General features: G+C 70.7%; 17 protein-coding genes. 9 read left to right on the top strand and 8 right to left on the bottom strand.

All coding sequences use genetic code 11. The features are described from left to right. Positions 1-15: 15 nt before the first annotated feature. The 3 genes from D7X74_RS24785 to D7X74_RS24775 are packed head-to-tail and all read right to left on the bottom strand — an operon-like array spanning position 16 to position 3,163. Positions 16-783, bottom strand: a complete 768-nt coding sequence (locus D7X74_RS24785) for a hypothetical protein (RefSeq protein ID WP_233602238.1) — start codon at positions 781-783, stop codon at positions 16-18. 11 nt (positions 784-794) lie between these two features. Then, complete coding sequence (locus tag D7X74_RS24780) at positions 795-2,096, bottom strand: hypothetical protein (protein WP_120535470.1); 1,302 nt, start codon at positions 2,094-2,096, stop codon at positions 795-797. Positions 2,097-2,119: 23 nt separating this feature from the next. Beyond that, a complete protein-coding gene (locus tag D7X74_RS24775; RefSeq protein WP_147446670.1) occupies positions 2,120-3,163 on the bottom strand; it encodes a hypothetical protein in 1,044 nt (347 codons plus the stop codon). A 256-nt stretch (positions 3,164-3,419) separates the two neighbouring features. On the opposite strand from D7X74_RS24775, the gene aspS reads away from it, so the two are divergent. From aspS to D7X74_RS24760, 3 genes are all read left to right on the top strand, one after another. Next, positions 3,420-5,237, top strand: coding sequence for an aspartate--tRNA ligase (gene aspS / locus D7X74_RS24770; RefSeq protein ID WP_120535468.1), 1,818 nt, complete (start codon positions 3,420-3,422; stop codon positions 5,235-5,237). A gap of 282 nt (positions 5,238-5,519) precedes the next feature. After that, positions 5,520-6,743 (top strand): carbohydrate porin, encoded by a 1,224-nt coding sequence (locus tag D7X74_RS24765; RefSeq protein ID WP_158622289.1) that lies wholly within the window; start codon positions 5,520-5,522, stop codon positions 6,741-6,743. A gap of 75 nt (positions 6,744-6,818) precedes the next feature. Then, entirely contained in the window at positions 6,819-7,808 is a 990-nt protein-coding gene (locus tag D7X74_RS24760) for a cupin-like domain-containing protein (protein WP_120535466.1), read from the top strand. A 39-nt stretch (positions 7,809-7,847) separates the two neighbouring features. Here the strand turns inward: D7X74_RS24760 and D7X74_RS43105 are convergent, their stop codons facing one another. Then, on the bottom strand, positions 7,848-8,018 hold the full coding sequence (locus D7X74_RS43105; protein ID WP_158620386.1) for a hypothetical protein: 171 nt from the start codon (positions 8,016-8,018) through the stop codon (positions 7,848-7,850). Between the two features lie 165 nt (positions 8,019-8,183). Here D7X74_RS43105 and D7X74_RS24755 point away from each other — a divergent pair, with 165 nt between their 5' ends. Both D7X74_RS24755 and D7X74_RS24750 read left to right on the top strand, forming a co-directional pair. Continuing rightward, the gene (locus D7X74_RS24755; protein ID WP_233602237.1) at positions 8,184-9,116 is read left to right on the top strand and encodes a cupin-like domain-containing protein; all 933 of its coding nucleotides are present in this window, start codon (positions 8,184-8,186) and stop codon (positions 9,114-9,116) included. After that, on the top strand, positions 9,113-10,018 hold the full coding sequence (locus D7X74_RS24750; protein ID WP_147446669.1) for a hypothetical protein: 906 nt from the start codon (positions 9,113-9,115) through the stop codon (positions 10,016-10,018). Before D7X74_RS24755 ends, D7X74_RS24750 begins: the two co-directional genes overlap by 4 nt. 77 nt (positions 10,019-10,095) lie before the next feature. Here the strand turns inward: D7X74_RS24750 and D7X74_RS24745 are convergent, their stop codons facing one another. Both D7X74_RS24745 and D7X74_RS24740 read right to left on the bottom strand, forming a co-directional pair. Next, positions 10,096-12,822: a CHAT domain-containing protein gene (locus D7X74_RS24745; RefSeq protein ID WP_147446668.1), complete on the bottom strand. Its 2,727-nt coding sequence runs from the start codon at positions 12,820-12,822 to the stop codon at positions 10,096-10,098. Positions 12,823-13,003: 181 nt separating this feature from the next. Further along, a complete protein-coding gene (locus tag D7X74_RS24740) occupies positions 13,004-14,668 on the bottom strand; it encodes a M14 family metallopeptidase (RefSeq protein WP_120535463.1) in 1,665 nt (554 codons plus the stop codon). Positions 14,669-14,833: 165 nt separating this feature from the next. Between D7X74_RS24740 and D7X74_RS24735 the strand changes: the two genes are divergently transcribed. From D7X74_RS24735 to D7X74_RS24720, 4 genes are all read left to right on the top strand, one after another. Then, complete coding sequence (locus D7X74_RS24735; RefSeq protein WP_120535462.1) at positions 14,834-15,904, top strand: hypothetical protein; 1,071 nt, start codon at positions 14,834-14,836, stop codon at positions 15,902-15,904. 152 nt (positions 15,905-16,056) lie between these two features. Beyond that, positions 16,057-17,082 (top strand): AraC family transcriptional regulator, encoded by a 1,026-nt coding sequence (locus D7X74_RS24730; RefSeq protein ID WP_233602236.1) that lies wholly within the window; start codon positions 16,057-16,059, stop codon positions 17,080-17,082. 118 nt (positions 17,083-17,200) lie between these two features. Continuing rightward, on the top strand, positions 17,201-17,551 hold the full coding sequence (locus D7X74_RS24725) for a hypothetical protein (RefSeq protein ID WP_199741887.1): 351 nt from the start codon (positions 17,201-17,203) through the stop codon (positions 17,549-17,551). A gap of 64 nt (positions 17,552-17,615) precedes the next feature. After that, entirely contained in the window at positions 17,616-18,452 is an 837-nt protein-coding gene (locus D7X74_RS24720) for a hypothetical protein (RefSeq protein WP_120535460.1), read from the top strand. An 8-nt stretch (positions 18,453-18,460) separates the two neighbouring features. Here the strand turns inward: D7X74_RS24720 and nth are convergent, their stop codons facing one another. Next, entirely contained in the window at positions 18,461-19,102 is a 642-nt protein-coding gene (gene nth, locus D7X74_RS24715) for an endonuclease III (protein WP_120535459.1), read from the bottom strand. Positions 19,103-19,112: 10 nt separating this feature from the next. Then, positions 19,113-20,279 carry an iron-containing alcohol dehydrogenase gene (locus tag D7X74_RS24710; RefSeq protein ID WP_120535458.1) on the bottom strand — a complete coding sequence of 389 codons (1,167 nt, stop codon included), beginning with the start codon at positions 20,277-20,279 and terminating at the stop codon, positions 19,113-19,115. Between the last annotated feature and the right edge of the window lie 113 nt (positions 20,280-20,392).

The following is a 20,392-nucleotide window of genomic DNA, read 5'->3' as shown; positions in this document are numbered from 1 at the left end:
CCGGGGAACCACGGGTCAGAAGCCGACGCCGGCGCTGCCACCGAAGAAGAAGTCGTTGGCGTAGCCGCGGCGCAGGCCCATGGCCTCGACGCGGAAGGTGAGGTGCAGGGTGCGGGAGAGTGCGGGGCGCCCGCGCAGGCCGATGCCGTATTGGATGACGGGCTTGAGGCCGTTCACCTTCGTCTCGTCGTCGCCCACGGTGATGCCGGTGTTCTGGTAGGCGATGCCGCCGCCTGCCTGCGCGTAGATGCCGAAGGCGGACTGACCGAAGCGCAACAGGTAGGCGGGGGCGAGGGTGAAGTAGTGAAGCCGCGTGTCCCCCCTGATGAAATTCGTGCCGTCGCTGAGGCTGCCGTAGAGCCAGCGCAGGTCGGCGAAGAGGGCTTCACGCAGGGGCTCGTTGTCGAGCGAGCGGCCGAACTCCCAGGTGGCGCGCACGCCCATCGCGGGCCGGTTGTCGGAGAAGTCGCCCCGGGCACTGTCCACCAGCAGGACGCCCGCGCCCAATTCCACCGCGACGCCCAGGTTGGGGTCGTCCAGGCGGGAGAGCTTCTCGAAGCCGTCGTCGTTCTCGCGCTCGGCGGCTTCGCGGAACTCGTCGGTTTCGTCCACCAGCTTGCGACGTCGCTCGTAGGCGTCGTCATCGTCCTTCTGGGCCTTGTCCGAGGCGCGGGCGGCGTCGTCTTCCGGATAGGCGTACGGGTCGTCCTCGTCGGACTGAGCGAGCGCGGGTGCAGCGAGGAGCAGGCCGCCAGCGAGGCAGGCCTTGAGCAGTGAGTTCAAGGGAGCGGGCCTCATTCGATGACGATGCTGGGGCAGGTGGCGCCCGCGGACGTGCTGGGCGGGCAGTAGTTGTCGCCGATGAGCCACTCGCGCGGAATCCGCAGGTGGTCCACGAACTCGTTGCACACGGCCTTGCGCAGCTCCAGGTCCCCGATGTGGCCGATGATGGACAGCGCGGGCTGGGCCAGGGTGAAGCCCAGCTGGTTGTTCAGGAACACCTCGGTGCGCTGGAAGATGCCGGGGTTGGTGGGGCTGGTGTCGTAGTAGGCGGCGACGACGGCGCGCTGGAGCACCGCCTCCTGGTTCTGGGCGCGGCCCGCCTGGAAGAGCGCGGACGCCAGGATGGTGCCGACCTTGTACTCGTTGCCGCTGCCCGAGAAGGTGCCCACGTCCTGGCCCACCAGGTTGTTCCAGAGCTGCTGGCTCATGCACCGGTCGCCCTTCGAGATGTCCCGCTCGGCCGTGACGGCGGCGAAGGGACCGTTGTCGAAGGAGCTGGAGAGGAACGCTGGATCACACCCGTGGGGGCTGCGGCAGGTGGCCCCGTAGGCGTGGTAGTCCGCGAGCCCTTCGTCGAAGGACTTGAGCACGTTGGCGCCCATGCTGGGGCTCTCCTGCGACCAGGTGATCAACGACAGGGGGAACGACTGGGAGGCGTACGCCAGACGGTTGAAGACCAGGTGCGAGTACTCGTGCGCCATCACGCCCGCGTTGAGCGGCAGTGGCGCGCGCTGGATCTCCTCGAAGGGGAGCACCAGGAACGACTGGAGGATGGGGTAGAAGATGGCGTTGTCGCGCGCGGGGTCCTTGCTCTCCGCAGCGATGACGAACTCGGGGAAGTAGTAGAGCGTGGGGACCGGCTCGAAGTCGATCGACTTCATGTTGCCGACGGTCCGGAAGTACTCGTTGGCGCGCTCCAGGTTGTAATACGACGTCACCATGTTCCAGGAGTGGAAGTCCGCCGGCCACAGGACGTCCTCGCCCGTGGTGGGGTCCTTCTGGCTGATGTAGCTGGCCTTCACGTCGTGGCCGGCCTTCTTGAGCAGCACCTCTCCGATGGTGTCTTCCGTCGCGTTGTTGAGCGCCGGATCGTTCACGTCGATGACGATGCGCGCACCGCCCTGCAGGTCGCCGACGGTGCCCTTGAGCCCGACGATGTCCTCGATGGTGGTGAGTTCGACCTGGGTGGGTTGGTATTTGCCGTTGCTGGAGAGGGAGAGGACGGAGACCTTGAGGGGCGCCTCGCTGTCCGGCGCGCAGCCGGTGGCCAGCAGTCCCAGCCCGACGGCGGCGGTGATGACTGTTCGGAGCATGACGCCGTTTTACTCCGGACCGCTCAGAACGTGTATTCCCCTCCGAGTGTGAGCAGGCCGGAGACCTCCGCCGGCAGGTCCTCCGGGACGTCCCGCTGGAGGGCCACCGAGGCCCACACCCGCACCGGGTCCCCCAGGCGCACCGTCCAGCGGGAGGCCAGCACGTGGGCCACCCCCTGCGTGGGCACGTAGCGGGTGAAGGCGTAGGACACCTGCCCCTTCAGGGCGGGGTTCAGCCTCCAGGTCAGGGAGGGCTTCACGTCGAAGCGGGTCGGGGCGGAGGGAAAGCCGGTGCCGGCGTTGACGTCCGCCATGCGCCGCGTCACGGCCGCCCCCAGGTCCCGCAACTGGCGCCGTCTCAGGCCGGCCAGGGCCAGCCGGGCGGCGGCGCGGCCCTCCAACTGGGACTCCAGGGTCGCCTTCTCCGCGTCGGTGAACTGGCCGGCGGTGAGCGGGTCCTCGCTGTAGAGGGAGAAGCCGCCCCGGAGGCCCAGCTCCCAGCGGCCGTCCCAGAGGAGGCGCGCGCCCAGCGTGGGCCGGGCCACCCAGAGGAGGTCCTCCTGGGCGTAGCGCACGTGGGGGGTGCCGTCGGAGACGGTGAGCAACTGCCGGCGCAGGGGGTAGCGGTGGAGGCCCAGGCTCGCGTCCAGGCCGTACTCCACCTTGTGGAAGCCCGCCGAGTCGTAGCCCGCCGCCAACTGTACGCCCTGGCTGCCGTAGCCCGTCCGGGCGGTGAGGCCGGGGACGTTGAGCCGGGGCCGCTCCTGGGAGAGCTCCGTGTCGGAGCCCTTGGCCAGGCCCAGGCTGACGATGCCGGACAGGAGCCAGTGCTCGCCCGCCAGGTGGTCCACGCCCACGGAGAGCTGGTGGGTGGCGGCGGTGCCGGCCTCCGGACGCGCGCCCGTGTAGCCGAGCGTGAGGAACGTCGCCTCGCTGACGCCCACGTCGCCCAGGAGACTCCAGAGGCCGTAGCCCCGGCCGGCGCTGGCTTCGACGGTGAGGGAGCTGTCCGCGCCCTCCGCCCGGGCAGGGCCGGCCCCCAACATGCCCAGCACGGCGACTAGCATCCCCCCGGCGCGAAGGCATGCGGCGGCACGCGCGGTCATGTCCACGGGCTGACGACAGGTGGCTTTGTCCCCCTGCATGTCACCTCCAACCCGGGATCCGCTTCGCGGTTGCGGGAAGGCTGCATCCTGCCCGCTCCGATGCCCGTCTTCCGAGGGAGGAGGGGGCGTGCGGGAGCCACGGATTCCTTGACGCGCTGTTTCCACGATCCGCTATGGTGCCCGGCCTTTCTTCCCGAACAAAACGCAGGCGGTCTCCATGGCGGTTCCGTTCATCTCCGAGGTCAAGCGTACCCATACCTGCGGTCAGCTCACGGCCGCGAACGTCGGCGAAGAGGTCGTCCTCTTCGGCTGGGTGCACAACCGCCGCGACCACGGCGGCGCGGTGTTCATCGACCTGCGGGACCGCGAGGGTTTGACGCAGGTGGTGTTCGAGCCGGACAGCAAGGAGGCCCATGACATCGCGGGCAGCCTGCGTCTGGAGTTCTGCGTCGGCATCAAGGGCAAGGTGCTGTCGCGCGGCAAGAACGTGAATCCGAAGATGAAGACGGGGGAGATCGAGGTGAAGGCCTCGGACCTGACCATCTTCAACCGCTCGGAGCCCACGCCGTTCCTCATCGAGGACAACGTGGAGACGTCCGAGGAGAAGCGGCTGTCGCACCGCTATCTGGACCTGCGCCGGGGGCCCCTGCAGCGCACGCTGATGACGCGCTCGAAGATGAACGCGCTCACCCGTCAGTACATGAACGGGAACAACTTCCTGGAGCTGGAGACGCCCTTCATGGGCAAGTACACGCCGGGTGGCGCGCGCAACTTCCTGGTGCCCAGCCGCCTGAACCCGGGCAAGTTCTACGCGCTGGCGGAGAGCCCGCAGCTGTACAAGCAGCTGTTCATGGTCGCGGGCTTCGACCGGTACTTCCAGATCGTGAAGTGCTTCCGCGACGAGGACCTGCGCCTGGACCGGCAGCCGGAGTTCACGCAGATCGACGTGGAGATGAGCTTCGTCACCCAGGACGACATCTTCACCATCATCGAAGGCCTGCTGAAGAAGCTGTGGAAGGAAGTGCTGGGCCTGGACATCCCCACGCCGTTCCAGCGGATGGACTTCTACGAGTCCATGGCGAAGTACGGCAACGACAAGCCGGACCTGCGCTTCGGGCTGGAGCACATCGTGCTCACCGACCTCATCCGTGAGCACGGCGCCGCGGGCGGCGTGCCCATGATGTGGGACGCGGTGCAGGAGAAGGGCATCGTCAAGGCGATGGTCGTCCCGGCGGAGAAGGCGCTGTCCCGCGCGGAGAGCGACAAGCTGGAGGACTTCGCGAAGCAGGCGGGCGCCAAGGGTCTGGCGCGCGCGAAGGTGGGCGAGGGCGGCGAGTGGACCCAGTCCCCGCTGTCCAAGACCATCACCCCCGCGCTGCGGCTGGCCATCAACCAGGCGTGCAACGCGAAGCCGGGCGACCTCCTGCTGTTCCAGTTCGGCCGCGAGTCGCTGGTGCACACGGTGATGGCGAACCTGCGCGTGCACGTGGCGAAGAAGCTGGGCCTCATCCCCGAGTACGGCAGCGGCGGCCAGTGGAGGTTCCTCTGGGTCGTGAACCCGCCCCTCTTCGAGTTCGACGAGGAGACCAACACCTGGGCCGCGGCGCACCACGCCTTCACGCGTCCGCACGACGAGGACGTGCAGTACCTGCTGTCGGATCCGGGCCGCGTGAAGTGCCACCGCTACGACGTGGTGCTCAACGGCTTTGAGATCGGCGGCGGCTCCATCCGCCTGCATGATCCGAAGGTGCAGTCGGAGGTGTTCCAGGCGCTGGGCATCCAGGAGGAGGAGGCGCGCACGAAGTTCGGCTTCCTCCTGGACGCGCTCAAGTTCGGCGCGCCCCCGCACGGCGGCATCGCGCTGGGCATGGACCGTCTGGTGATGCTGCTGACGGGCGCGGAGTCCCTGCGCGACGTGATTCCGTTCCCCAAGACGAAGACGGGCACCGACACGATGACGGGCGCGCCCGGCGACGTGGACGAGAAGCAACTGCGCGAGCTGCACGTGCGCTCCGTGCCGCTGCCGCAGAAGTAGTCGGTTCGCTGTCATGGCTCCCCGTCCCGCGTGCTCGCGCGGGACGGCGCGGGGCCTGTCGTGACGCCGGGGCCGCGACGCCCGGTGGTGGACATCCCGGTGGCCCCTTCGTCCTTCGCCGCACCCCGCGCCCCTTCGGGAGGCCGGGTTGAGTGGCGGGAAGGCGACGGAAGGCACCCGGGGGTCGGGTGGACTTCCTCCGGGGCATTGCCATTGAGGGCAGGTGGCGTGCGAGGGGGAGGTCGGACGGCGATGCGGAGACAGGCCTGGGTGGGGGGGGCGTTGGCGTGGGCCCTGCTGTGTTCAGGCCCGGCGCTCGCGGCCGAGACGAAGATGCCGCCAGGCCTCACCGGAGACTGGGGCGGCGCACGCGGGCTGCTCTTCGAGCTGGGCGTGGCGCTCCAGGTCCGCTACGCGACGGAGCTGGCCTACAACGCGCGGGGCGGCAAGGGCCATGCGCTGCGGCAGGCGGGCCAGTTCGACGTGGGGTTGGGCGTCGACCTGGAGAAGCTGGCGGGGCTGAAGGGCGGCACCTTCCAGTTCACCTTCACGCACCGCAACGGCAACGACCTGGGCGCGGACATGGAGCTGGGCAACCTCCAACTGGTGCAGGAGGTGTACGGCCGCGGCAACGTGGGGCGCCTCACGCAGCTCTGGTACGAACAGCTCTTCTGGGACGACCGGGTGCACTTGAAGTTGGGCCGCGTCACGGTGGGTGAGGACACGGCGGAGTTCCCCTGCGACTTCCAGAACCTGTCCTTCTGCAGCGCGCAGCCCGGCAACATCGTGGGCAACTACTGGTTCAACTGGCCGGTGAGCCAGTGGGGCACGCGGCTGCGGGTGGACGTGGCGAAGGTGGCCTACGTGCAGCTCGCCGCGTACGAAATGAACCCGCGCAACCTGGATCCGTCCTTCTACCTGGGGCGCTTCTCCGGGGCGACGGGCGTGATGCTGCCGCTGGAGGTGGCGTGGAACCCGAAGTTCCTCCAGGGGACGCTGGAGGGGCTCTACAAGCTGGGCGCCTGGTACGACACGTCCAACGCGAGCGACGTGCTGCTGGACGACGTGGAGCACGGCGGGCGCTATGGCGCGTACTTCGTGGCACGCCAGCAGCTCACGCACGTGCCGAACGCCGCGAACAAGGCGCAGGGCCTCAACATCTTCGTGCGCCTGACGCACACGGACCGGGACACGTCCACCGTGGACAGCCAGTACACCGCGGGGCTGGCGTACACGGGCCTCTTCGGCCGGGCGGATGACGACGTGGGCTTCGCGCTGGGCCGCACGCACTCCAATGGCCGGTACGTCACGTCCCAGCGGCTGAAGCAGTTGCAGGACCCCACCACGCTGGTGCCCGGCACGGAGTACCTGGGCGAGCTGTTCTACAGCCTCCGCGCGACGCCGTGGCTGGTGCTGCGGCCCAACTTCCAGTTCATCAACCCGGGCGCCAACGAGGACGCGCGCAACGTCATCGTGCTGGGCCTCAAGGGCGCCTTGAGCCTCTGATGGCTTCGGGTGGGAGGCGCATGTGGGGGGATGCCCCCCTGCCGTGCCGCTTCGCGGGTGGCCTAGAGTGGCCCCATGGCCCTGTCACCCTCGTGGCATGCATGGCTGTCGGAGAACCTGCTGCGCGGCGTGGCGGCGGAAGCGCTGGCCCGGGTCCTGGTGTCCGAAGGGGTGACCGAGGACGACGCGCGCGGGGAGGTGGAGCGCGCGGCCCGGCACCCGGCGGTGGAGGCGGGGGCCCGGCACGTGGCCCTGGGCGCGGAGGTGGCGTCGCTCCTGGACGTGCGCGCCCGGCTGCATGCGCAGGCGGGCGTGGGGGTGGAGCGGCGGCGGGGCGTGTCCGCGGACGAGTTCCAGGAGCGCTACTACCGCGCGCACCAGCCCGTCATCCTGGAGGACTTCCTGGAGGGCTGGCCGCTCCTGACGCACTGGACGCCGGAGGCGCTCGCGCGCAATTACGGCCACGTGGAGGTGGAGGTCATGACGGGCCGCGAGTCCCGCGCGGACCACGACCTGTCCCCGGATGCGTGCCGCACGGTGATGCGGCTGGCGGACTTCCTCCACCGGCTGGAGCACGGCGGGCCCACCAACGACCTGTACCTCACCGCTCGCAACTTCGCGCTGGAGCGCTCCGAGCTGCGCGGGCTGATGGACGACGTGCGGTTTCCTCCCGGCTTCCTGCACCCCCGGCCGGCACCCGGAGGCATCAAGCTGTGGGTGGGCCCCGCGGGCACGCGCACGGCGCTGCACCATGACGTGGACTCGGTGCTGTTCGGCCAGGTCCACGGGCGCAAGCGCTTCTGGCTGATTCCCTCGTTCGAGACGGCGCGCGTCTACAACCACGAGCACGTGTGGAGCGCGGTGGACGCGTCGGCGCCGGACCTGGCGCGCTTCCCCGCCTTCGGCTCGGCGCACGTGCGCGAGGTGGTGCTGGGGCCCGGCGAATTGCTCTTCATCCCGGTGGGCTGGTGGCACCAGGTGCACGCGCTCGACGTGAGCGTGTCGGTGACATTCCAATCCCTGGACGTGCCGGGAGGCAATGCGCGGTGGCACACCTCCGGTTGAGGAGGCGTGCCTCGTGCGCGCAAGGGTTGCGTTGAGATTTCAGGCCGGCTGCGTTTCTGTTTCAGGCAGCGGCGGCGTGGGCGGCGGCGGCGTGGGCGCGGGAGGCTCGGGCGGCAGACGCCGGCGCGGGTTTTCCTTCTCGTGTTCCTCGACGGGGTAGGGCGGAGAGGGATTCGGGACGATCTTGTGCGAGTTCGAAGGAGGGGTCATGGAGTCCGCTCAAGGTGGATGTGGACAACCCAACAGGTTCAGCCCTGCACGGGGGGGCTGATGCTGAAATCAATTGTCCCCCCTGAATTGAAAACGTGGCTCGCGCAGAACCTTGTGCGTGGGGTTTCTTCCGCGAGGCTTGGGGCTGTATTGGAAGCGGAGGGCATGGCGCCAGAAGTTGTCTGGGAAACGATTCGCGAAGCCGAGCGACATCCCGCGGTGAGTGGAGGTCGGACCCATGCGACGCGGTTGAATGCATTGGAGTCATTGCTTGCGACGCGCTCCGCGCTGCAACGACAAGCGCGGTCTGGCATCCAGGTGGAGCGGCGCCAGCGTCTGTCTCCAGCGGAGTTCTTCACCGATTACTACCGGCGCAACCGGCCTGTCGTCATTGAAGGGTTGTTGGAGGACTGGCCCGCGATGAAGCGGTGGACGCCCGCGTGGATGGCGGAGCGCTTCGGGGATGAAACGGTGGAGGTGATGGCGGGACGTGATGCCCAGGCATTGCCTGACTTCCATGCGGACAGGCTGCGTCGCGACGTGCCGTTGCGTGAATTGCTGGCCCGCTTCGACGGTGCGCCAACGAACGACATGTATCTGGTGGCGCGCAACAGCCTGCTCCTGCGCGAAGCCTTCCGCCCGCTGCTGGAGGACCTGCGTGCGCCGGAGGGCTACATCCATCCGGACCTGGGCGGACCCGACCGCGTGCACCTGTGGCTGGGCCCCGCGGGGACGCTGTCGAACCTGCACCACGACCACCTCAACGTCCTCTTCTGTCAGGTGTGGGGCCGCAAGCAGGTGTGGCTCGCGCCGTCGTGGGAGACGCCGTGGATGGCGAACGAGCGCGGCTTCTACAGCGCGGTGGACGTGCTCGCGCCGGACACCGCGCGCTTCCCGGACTTCGCCCGCGTGGCCCTGCATACGGTGGTGGTGGGGCCCGGGGACACGCTCTTCATTCCCGTGGGCTGGTGGCATGCGCTGCGCGCGCTGGACGCGAGCCTGTCCGTGACGTTCGTGAGCTTCGAGGAGACCCCCGGTCTCAACACCTGCTGGCAGGAGGGCTGGCTGGGGGCCACGCCCCAGGAGGAACACCCATGAGTCCATCGAGTCCGGCACGTGGCGTGGAAGGGGAGGACCCTTCGCCGCTGGCGCCCGAGTGGCGGCGGTGGCTGGTGGAGAACCTGCTGCGCGGCACGTCGACGCGCGAGCTGGTCGCGTCGCTGGAGAAGGCGGGGGTGCCAGCGGAGAAGGCGCGTCGGGCGGTGGAGGCGGAGCAGCAGGAGCCCTTCGTCGCGGGGGCCCTTCGCGCGGTGGGGATGCAGCGGAAGCTGGAGGGCCTGCTGGACGTGTACGCGGAGCTGTTCCAGCAGACGGACGTGCCGCCCCGGGTGGACCGTCATGACGCGCTGATGCCCGCCGGGTTCTTCGAGCGCTACTACTTCCAGAACCTGCCCGTGGTGCTGCGCGAGGGCCCGTCAGCCTTGCGGTCATCCCAGGAGTGGACCCCGGCTCGTGTGGCGGAGCGGCTGGGCGAACGGGAGTCCCGGCACGCGTGCTGCGTGCCGCTGTTCGAGGACTCCCGGTTGGAGTCCCTGGCGCGGGAGCTGTCCTCGCCTCGTGGCTTCGCGGCGGAGGACGTGCGCGCGTGTGAGCCCCGCCTGTGGTGGGAGCCCGTGGGGACGGAGGTTCCGCTGCGTGCGTCGCGGCGCAATGTGTTGCTGGCCCAGGTGCATGGGGTGCGTCAGCTCCAGCTCGTTCCGGCCTTCGAGTTGCGGCGCGTGGCCGCGTCTTCCCCCGAGGAGGCGGACACACCGCTGTGCCTGGACGTGGAGCTGTCGCCCGGTGAGCTGCTGCTGCTTCCGGTGGGGTGGTGGTACGGCTTCAAGGCTCCAGGGGGCGGCGTCGCCGTCTCGTTCGAGGCGTTCGCGCTGCCGGAGCCGAACGTGACGTGGGACTCCGACGCGGAGCCGCTGCCGTCGCCCCTGCCTCCCCGGGACTGAGCGGGCTGTCCGCGGGCCTCGTGCGCGCAGGCTTCATGCTGGCTGCTCGAAGCGCTCCCGCTCCGGACGCCGAGGCGCTACTGGTACAGCAGCACCTTGTCCACCCAGCGCATGCCGGGCTGCTTCTGATGCCAGTCGAGCCGCTCGGCGCGCAGGGCCTGGGAGGGCTCCGCGCCTGACTGGATGCGCTCGCGCACCGCGCGGAAGAACGCGCCCGCGTCGTTGGGGATGTCCGCCGTGGCCGCGAAGACGGCGCGCGCCCCCGAGGCGACGAAGGCCTGGGGCAGCGAGGAGGTCTGGTGCAGGAAGGGCGGGAGATGGGCCGCGCTGCATGCGCCCAGCACCACCAGCGGCGCGCCATGGAAGTGCCGGCGGCGCAGCTCCTCCGCGGTGAGCGCGTAGCGGCCGTCCTGCTGCGGCGACAGCGCGATGACCGTGGCGTCCGACAGCGCGCGGTCCACCACGCCGTGCGCATGGATGTCGATGTCGGTGGCCTGCTCCATCGCCTCCAGCACGCGCTCGGGCGTGGCCTGCGTGCCCTTGAGGCGCAGCAGCCGCTGCGCTCCGGCCAGGTCCACCTCCGCCGCCGAGGGCAGCCGCGCCAGCCGCAGCGAGGACGGCGGCTCCACGTCCGACACCACGACATGCATGGGGGGCTTCGCGCTCAGCGGCCCAGGGGCCCCCGTGCCCACGCGGTAGCTCCAGGCGAGGTCCGCCGGAAGGATGCCCGAGCGGCTGTCCAGCGGCGGCGCGGCCAGCACCGACACGCTCGGACAGTCGCGCAAGAGGTCCACCAGCTCCTCGGGCACCAGCCCCTTCAGGTCATCGCGCAGGGGCCGCGTGCGCGAGGCATCGTAGTGGCCGCGAATCTGCCCCTGGTGTCCCCGCACCACCGCCACCGTGCGCTCGTCCTCCACCGCGGCGGCCAGCACGCAGCCCTCCGGCACGGGCACCTGGAGGCTTTCGGCCACCACGTCCAGGGCCTCGCGGAAGGCCCCCGCGTGGCCCGCGCTCACCGCCAGCGTCCGGTAGGCCACCACCCGGGCATCCTTCGCGTCCGCGTTGGTGCGCAGCAGCGGCTCCGCCTCGGCGATGGCGCGGCGCAGCTCCTTCTGTCCCGTGCGCCAGTCGCGGACCACCGCGAAGCGACCCGCGATGAGCGTGGCCAGCACGCGCCGGCCCGCGTTCTCCTGCAGCGGCGTCACCCGCGCCAGCTCCGCCCGGAGGCGCGCCTCGTCGGACGGCCGCGGGTCCAGCCGCGCGAGGTCCGCGAGGATCCACGCGCCCTGCAACCCGGGCGTCTGCCCGCATGCCAGGGACTCCTCCATCTCCTGCCGGGCCTCCTGCGGACGGAAGCGCATCAGCGCCAGCGAGGCCAGGTTGCGGTGGGCCTGCGTGCGCGCCTTGCAGTCCTCGGGTTGCCGGGCCAGGGACTCGGTGAGGTACGCCCGCGACAGCGCGATGCGCACCTGGAAGCGCGTCGCGTTGGCCAGCATCACCAGCGCCGCGCCCTCCCGCTCCCACTCGCCCAGCGCGGCGGCCTCCTGCCAGGCGGCGCGCGCGGACTCCTCTCCCTCCACCAGCCGGTTGGACGCGGTCGCGCGCTGGCTCAGGCGCGTGAGCAGGTCCACGCAGCGCAGGGGCAGCTTGCGCGCGCGGCACTCGGACAGCGCCGCGCGCAGCCGGTCTCCGGCCTGGGCCCCGTGTCCCGCGAGGTCGTCCAGTCGTGCCCCCTCCTGCGCCACGCGCGAGAGGATCCACGGGTCGCTCACGTCCTGCGTCAGCGCCCGCAGCTCGTCGTGGGTGCGCGCCACGCCCGGCGTGTGCAGCAGCGCGCCCAAGAGCAGGTCGCGGGCCGTGGCCTCCTGGCGCAGGCGCTCGATGAGGCTCGCGGGCGCGGGGTGTTCGTCGAGCACCAGCTTCGCGTACTCGCGCGCGAAGGGCGCCCGGCGCGTGAAGTCCAGCGCGGACACCCGCTGCACGGTGGCCTCCAGCGCGGTGTCGCCGGACGCATGGTCCAACACCTTCGCGAGCGGCAGCAGCTCCCGCACGCGCGCCGCGTCCTCCGCGGCCAGCAGCAGGTCGTAGAACCGCTCGCGCGCGAGGCCCGGGAAGCGGGCGGAGGCCTCCACCGGCAGCGGTGCGTCGGGCTTGCGCAACCGGGCGAGGAACGCCTCGCGGGTGGCCTTCCATGCGTCGGCCCGCGCCTGGAAGCGGGCGCGCAGGCTCCGGGCCTGTTCGCGCGCCTCCTCGCTCCAGCCGGGCTCCGCCCTCGCGGCCACTTCTTCAAAGGTGGTCGCGGCGACGAGCGACAGGCCCAGCTCGCGCGTCAACACGGCCCGGTTCCAGCGCGCCTGCGGATGGTCGGGCGCCGCTTCGAGCGTGGCGTCCAGCAGCGTCAGGGCCTCGTCGTGCCTTCCGCGCAGGAGGAGGGCTGCGGCCTGATCGCTGTCCCGGTCCTGCGAGGACGGGGTGCGCCCCAGGTGCGCGAGCGCCTGCTCTGTGTCGCCATGCAGCAGGTAGCTGACCGCGACCCCGTGCGCGTCGCCGCGCTCCTCCAGCTTGGACAGCGGTCCTAACGGCACCGGGCGCGCCAGCGTGTCCAGCGCACGCGGTGGGGCATAGGGGCGGTAGACGTCCGCCGCGGGAAGGCTGAGGCGCACCTCCAGGGGCCGCGTGGGCAGGTCCGCCAGCCACAGGGCCCGGGTGCCCGGAGCCGGTGCCTGCTGCTTCCAGGCGCGCACGGCGCCGAAACCCAGCAGCCCGCAGAGCACCAGGCCCACCGCGAATCCCAAACGCGTCACGCCTGCACCCCTCGAACGGCGTGTGCCTCGGGGCGTCTGCTGCAAGCCAGTCATCCGGGGCCTCCCGCGTGCCCCCGCCTGTCTCCGCGGGTCCTGCGGAGGGCAGTCTACGGCCAATGCCCCCGGGCCCGACAGACCCGGGGGAAAGCCGCAGGGAGGCCGTTCGTTTGTGGCCGGACGGTTATTCCACCTTCAAGGGGGCGCGCGTGGCCTCCACGACCCGGTGGATGGGGTACAGCTCGCCCACCGTGAGGCTGTCGTCCAGGAACTGCCAGCGGCAGAAGCCGTCGTCCGAGTGCGGCTCCAGGAGGTAGGTCGCGAGCGTTCCCGTGCGCTGGTCGGTGGGGACCTTGAGGGTGCCGGCGGGGAAGTCCTGCTCGGAGCGCTCGGCGGCGACGGTGAGGATGGTCTCGAAGCGCACGGGCTTGGGCTTCTGGCTGAGCGGGACCTCGTTCTCACCCGGAGCCGGCACGTTGGCGGCGACGTCCGGGCTGAAGGTCTGCTCGCGGCGGGTGATGCGGTAGCTGTCCACCTGGAAGCGCTGCGCGGTGGCGAGCTTCTCGAAGCGGATGCCGTGGCCTTCCAGCCGGGACGCGAGCGACGCGGGCACCAGGTACGCGGACGGGGTGCTCACCGCCTGGGTGGGCACGAAGGTGCGGTAGTGCGGCGTCTTGTAGACCTTGCGGCGCTTGCCCGGGTAGCGGCGGCCCTCGATGCTGGCCTCGTCGAAGGAGTTGATGGTGGCGATGTCCTTGCCCAGCACGTAGGCCGGGTAGTCGAACACCAGCGCGCCCTCCGCGTTGCGGTGCGGGACGCCGTAGTTGATGCCGACCAGGTCCTTCACGTCCGGGGTCTTGCCGCGCGCGATGATGGCCGACTCCTCGAACGAGGTGGCGGTGCGGTAGTCCTTGGCGTAGCGGGCGGCGTCGCGGATGAGCTCCAGCACCCACGCGCGGATGACGGCGCAGCGGCGCGGGAAGTCGATGTAGCTGTAGGTCTCCAGCAGCACGTCCAGGCGGCCCAGCAGGCCCCGGTAGTGGCTGCCGAAGCGGGGCAGCGCGGGGTAGGTGTGCCAGCCGGAGCGCGGGTCGCCCTCCTTGAGGAAGTTGCCGTACCAGAAGCTGTCGAAGCCGTGCTTCTTCTTCACGGCGGCGGACACGCGCTCGGCCAGCTCGCGGTTGTAGTCGCGCGACATGTGGAAGAGCTCCGCGTTGCCGTGCGGAACGTCGAAGGTGAGATCGAAGGCGTGGATGCTGCCGTCGGTGGTGTGGCAGTCCACGAAGAGGTGCGGCCACCACGCCTGGTACAGCTTCGCGAGCGCGCGCGTCTCCGGGGCCTCCTGCTTCATGTTGTCGCGGTTGAGGTTCCAGCCCTCGCCCGTGTAGCGCGTGCCCACGCCGCCCGGCGGGTTCACCTGGCCCTCCAGGTTCTTCAAATCCAGCGCGCGGTTTCCCGGGCTGATGCGGTCATTGCCGTCCGGGTTGAAGTTGGGGACGAAGACGAGGCAGAGCTTGTCGAGCAGCTTCTTGCCCAGCGACGTGAGGGTGAGGTCGCGCGCGAGCCCCAGCAGCGTCTCCTTGCCCTCCACCTCACCGGCGTGGATGTTGGCCTCCACCATCACGATGATCTTCTTCTGCTTCTGCGCCAGCTCCGGCGTGAAGCAGTTGCGGTCGCTGATGACCAGCGAGATGAGCGGCTGGCCCTCGCCGCTCTGGCCGAAGTCCACGCGCTTCGCGAGCTTGGTCTGGCCGACGAGCGTGTCGATGAAGGCGACCACGTCGGCGCTGCGGGAGGTTTCCTGGTAGTCGGTGGCTTCCGCGCGGGTGCGCAGCTGGGGGATGGGCATAGGTGCGCGCATCCGAACGCCGCCCGCAGGCGCCGTCAAGCACGCGCGTGCGCGGCTGCGGAGGAACCGGCATTCGCGTCCGGTGCCCACGACGGGGGCTGACTTGCCGCGTCGGGGCGGTGTCCCGTATGAGACCGGCCGGACGGCTTCGCGAGGGGGTTCTTCATGATTCGGAGTGACAAGCGGCGCGGACGGACCCTGGCGGTGCTCGCCCTGGGGTGCGCGGTGGCGTGGGGAACGGGTTGCAAGAAGGAGGAGGCCGTAGCCCCCGTGGCCCTCGACGCGGGCGTGGCGGCGGTGGCCGTGCGCGACGCGGGAAGCCAGGACGCGGGGATGGTCGCACGGGTGAAGAAGCCGCTGCGCTTCTCGGACGTGACGCTCACGAAGAACCGCTACCGGCTGGACGTGACGTACACGCTCACCAATCCGGGGACGGCGCAGGGGCGCGGGGACGCGTGCCTGTCGCTGCACGACGACCAGGGCCTGGTCATCCATCAGGTGAAGCTGGGCGGCATCACCGTGAAGGGTGGCACGAGCGACACGTTCGAGGACCGGGTGGACGTGAGCGAGGCGTACTGGAAGCAGGCCCAGGCGGTGCTGCTGTACACGGCGGACGCGTATGACTGTTCGTCCGGGGTCCCCAAGATGACCAGTGAGCGGTTCCAACTGCTGCCCTCGGGACAGCCCGCCCCCGCAGGCACGCCGGCCCCCCAGGCCCCGGGGGCGGCGACGGCGGCGGACTTCGCGGTGTCCAACGTCCGGGTGAGCCAGGAAGGCAGCTCCGACAACTATTCCGTCTCCTACGTCGTGAAGAACCTGTCCACCCGGCGCGTGTCGGGAAAGGGCTGCCTGCGGGCGTATGTCGCGGCGGGAGACCGCTACCTGGAAGAGGGCCTGGTGGGGGACTTCAGCCTGCGTCCCGGCGGTTCGGAGACCGTCACCGACACCGTCATCTTCGAAGACGACAAGCACTGGGACGAGGTGAAGGTGCTGCGCCTCTTCACCAGCCCCTATGGCTGCGCGGACGGGGCGGACGCGGAGAACGCCGGCATCACCTTCGACAAGCCCGCGGACATCCATGCGCCCGTGCAAGGGGTGGATGCGGAGGGGGACGAGGAGCTGAATCCGGACAACAACGACGCGGTGGTCGACGTGCCGGATGAAGCCCAGGACCCCGTGGACAACCACGGTGGGGACGAGCCCTACTCGGACTCGCCGGAAGACACGGGCCACTGACCTTCACGCCGTCGCGCATCGCACGGGCGTCCCGAGCACATGAGTGACGGGGGCCATGCAGGACAGGGGGCCGCCCGCACGTGTCCGGTGCACTGTCCCTTCGCGACAGAACGGCTTGCCGCCCGCGCCACGGCGTCGCTAGCGTCCTGGCCGTGGCGCCCTCCGCTCCCCCTTCGCTCTCCGCACGGTTGGCCCGGCAGGGACTGCTCGCGGCGGCGAAGCGGGGCGTGCCCGCCGGACGGCTCTGCCAGGACGTGGGGCTGCGGTGGGAGGACCTGGACGACCCCGAAGCGCGCATCCCCTACGCCGTGTTGGACGACATCCTGGAGCGGGCCGTGGCCCTCACCGGGGATGACAACCTGGGGCTGCACATGGCGGGCATGGACGTGATGGACGCGGAGGATCCCGCGTCGCTCGTCATCCTCACCAGCGCCCACCTGCGCGAGGCCCTGGAGCGAGGCTGCCGCTACCAGCGCGTGTGGGGCGACGGCGAGCGCTTCCTCGTGGAGGACACCCCCCAGGGCGTGCGCATGCGCTTCACCCCCGTGGGCCCGTCGTGGCGGCCCGCGCACCGGCACCTCACGGAGGTGGCGCTGGCGCAGCTGGCCCAGGGCGTGCGCATCTTCACCGGCGCCCAGGTGCGCCCGTTGCGCGCGCGCTTCGTGCACGAGGCCCCCGCGAACCTGGACGAACACGAGGCCGTCTTCGGCTGCCCGCTGGAGTTCAACGCGCCGGCCAGCGACCTGGAGTTCTCCCAGGCGGATGCGGACCGGCCCTTCGTCCACGCGGATCCGCTGCTCCGCGCCGTCTTCGAACACCAGGCCCGCCGCGCCCTGGAGCGGCTTCCCGTGGCGGACACCCTGGTCGGTCGCGTGCGTGAGCAGGTGGGCCGGACGCTGGCGGGAGGTGACTTCTCCTTCGTCGCCGTGGCCCGGGCCCTGCGCGTACCGCCCCGGACGTTGCAGCGTCAGTTGGCGGCGGAGGGCTACACGTACGCGGGCATCGTGGAGTCCCTGCGCCGCGAGCTGTCCCAAGGCTACCTCCAGCGGCGCATGTCCATCGCGGAGGTGTCCTTCCTGCTGGGGTACGCGGACCCGGCGGCCTTCCACCGCGCCTTCAAGCGCTGGTGGCGCACGTCCCCGGAGGCCTTCCGCAGGGCCCGGGCCGCCGGGGGCTGACAGGCAGGCGTCGCCCGACGGCCGTGCAGGGAGGGAGGCGGGACTTCGTCCGGGAGCGACCGTGCCTACGTTGGCTTGAGGCCGGGGGCGCTGCTCGGGCCCCTTCAAGGAGACCACCATGTGGACACGCCGGTTCAATGGGCTCGTGGTGCTGGGAGTGATTGGGACCGTGGGCTTCGCGGCGGGCTGCAATGAGCGCCAGCAGCAGTCCGTCAACGAGAACGCCCGCCAGGTGGGACAGGAGGTAGGCGAGGCCGCCAAGGACGTCCAGCACGGCGCGAGCAAGGCCGCGGAGAGCCTCCGCGAATCCAGCCGCGAGGCCGCCGACGGCTTCCGCGAGGGCGTGGGCGGTTCGGGCGACACGGCCTCCGAGGAACAGAAGGCCGATGAGCGCAGCGGGGATGGACCGGACGTCGGTCGCAACCCGGGCGTCATCAACGACGGGGAGGGGCCGCTCGAGGAGCGCTGAAACACGCCCGAGACGCGCTGTGTCGACACCCACGGTGTCCCGGCGTTGTGTTTGAATGTCGACCATGGACGTGGTTTCCGCCCTCCGTGGTCCCCTTGCGTCCCCTGGTCGCTGGCTGTGCCTGTTGCCGTGCCTGTTGACGGTGGCGTGCGTGACGACGGGGGGGATGGAGGCGCGGGTCCCCACGCTGGAAGAGCAGTGCAACGGCGGACGCGTGTCGGCGTGCGAGGCCTGGGGACAGCAGCTCACGGTGGATCACCGGCTGGAGGAGGCGGACCGGGCCTTCGGGCTGGCGTGCGCGATGGGGTCGACGTCCGCGTGCATGACCCAGGGCAAGTCCCGGATGGCTCAAGGCGACCTGGAAGGCGCGGAGCCGCCGCTGCGCAAGGTCTACGAGGAGAACTCGGAGGAGGGCGCGCTGGCGCTCGCGGATCTCCGGGAAGCGCGCGGCGATGTCGCGGGGGCATCGCGGCTGCGCTGGGAGGCGCTCGGGCTCGACAAGTCGACGGTGGAGTTCGCGCTCGGCTGGCGCATCCCGTGGCAGGGCGGCCTGGGCGGTTCGCTGGATGTGAACGTGCAGCCCATGGGGCTGGGCGCGCGCCGGCTGACCCTGGGGGCCAACATCGCCTTCGGCTCGGAGTCGTCGCTGAACGCCACCGTGGGCTACCAGCACTTCCTGACGAACTGGGCCGCGCCCTACGCCCGGGTGCTCGTGGGGCCCTCCCTGGACAACCGCCGCGCCCCCCTCAACGTGGGCGCGGAGGTGGGTTTCAAGGTCTTCGCGGGGTCCATCGGTCACTTCGCCGCGGGCCTGGGCACGTCGTTCGACGGCTCCACGTATACGGTCCTCCAGGTCGGGATGGACTGGATCGTGGCGCTGATGGTGCTCGCGCACATGTGACGCGGGCCTTAAGCGGCCACGCCGACCTTCGGGCACACGTCGTTGAGCAGGCACTCGCCGCACTTCGGTTTCCGGGCGATGCAGGTGTAGCGGCCGTGCAGCACCACGGCGGGGCCGAAGAAGGTCCAGTCGTCCTTGGGCACGAGCTTCATGAGGTCGGTTTCGATGGCCTCCGGCTTCTCCTGCTTCGTGACGCCCAGCCGCTGGCTGACGCGGGCCACGTGGGTGTCCACGATGATGCCGGAGGCCTGCTGGAACGCGGTGTTGAGCACCACGTTGGCCGTCTTGCGCGCGACGCCGGGCAGCTTCACCAGGTCCTCCATGCGCGAGGGCACCTTGCCCTTGAAGTCGTCGAGCAGCGCGCGGCTCATGGCCTGCACCGTCTTGGTCTTCTGCTTGTAGAAGCCCGTGGGCTTGAGGTCCTCCTCCAGCTCCGCGGTGTCGGCGTCCGCGAGGTCCTTGGGGCCACCGGGATACTTCTGGAACAGGGTGGCGGTGACGCGGTTGACGCGCTCGTCGGTGCACTGCGCGGCCAGGATGGTGGCCACGAGCAGCTCGTAGGGCGTGTTCCAGTTCAGCTCGTACTTCGCGTCGGGATACTTCTCGCGCAGACGTTCGAGCACCACGGGGATCATCGAAGCGGCTTTCATGGGAGGCCCCTCACATCGACCGTTGGACGAGCGACGTCAACTCCGCATCGGTGAGCACCAGCGGATTGCCCTTCATGCTGCTGGCGGCGCGGGCCTTGGCCACGAGGCCCGGCACGTCCGCATCGTCAAGGCCCATGGCGCGCAGGCCCCGGATGCGCAGGGCCTGGACCAGGTCCTTCACCCAGGCGATGCCGTCCTCGGCGCGTGCTTCCGGCTGACCGGTGAGCAGCACGGCCAGCTCGCGGAAGCGGGGCAGGGCGGGGTGCTCAGGCGAACGCGCGCGCAGGGCGTCCAGGTTCACCTCCAGCGTGGCCCCGAGCAGCGCGGCGCACAGGGCCCCATGGGCCGCGCCGAGCATTCCGCCCAGCGGCGCCGCGAAGCCATGCACCGCGCCCAGGCCCGCGTTGGCGAGGCACAGGCCGCCGAAGAGGCTGGCGAGGGCCAGGTCCTCGCGCTCCGAGGGACCGGGGCCGTGGAGCACCGCCTTGCGCAGCGAGCGCGCCGAGCGCTGCATCCCTTCGCGCGCGAGCGCATCCGTGAGCGGCTGGGCGCGGACGGATACGAAGGGTTCGATGAGCTGCGACAGCGCGTCCAGGCCGCCCGCGGCGAGCACGTCCGCGGGGGCGTGCTCCAGCAGGTCGGGATCCACCAGGGCCACGCGGGGCAGCATCAGGGGGCTGCGGAGGCTGGCCTTCACGCCGGCCTCCTTCGAGCCCAGCACCGCGTTGCGCGTCACCTCCGAGCCGGTGCCCGCGGTGGTGGGAATGGCGATGAGCGGCAGGGACGGCTTCGTCAGGGCCTGTCCGCGCCCGATGACCTCCAGGTAGTCGAGCGGGTCGCCCCCGTTGGCGGCGAGCGCGGCGATGGCCTTGCCCGCGTCGAGCGCGCTGCCACCGCCCAGGGCGACGACAGTGTCACAGCGGGCCTCCACGGCGACGGCGGTGCCTTCGCGCGCGGTGTCGACGGTGGGCTCGCCCGCGACGCGGAAGGAGGCGGACGGGATGCCCAGGCGTTCGAGCGCGGCGCGGACGGGCTCGGCGCGGGCGGGGTTCACGCCGGTGACGAGCAGGACCTTCTGTCCACCCAGGCCGCGCACCAGGTCGGGGACCTCGGCGAGGCGGCCGGGGCCGAAGAGGACGCGGTTGGCGGTGGCGAACTCGAAGCTTGCGGGGGGCATGTCACCAGCCCGCGTCGTCGGGGAAGCGGTTGGCGTAGCGGCGGGCGGTGCGGGGCTCGGCCATCATGGGGGTGACGGTGTCGCGCCACGTGAGGTAGTGGGCGGTCTCCTTG

It is taken from the genome of Corallococcus sp. CA047B, assembly GCF_003612065.1.
Lineage (GTDB): Bacteria > Myxococcota > Myxococcia > Myxococcales > Myxococcaceae > Corallococcus > Corallococcus praedator.
This window is presented reverse-complemented; position numbering and strand designations above follow the sequence as displayed.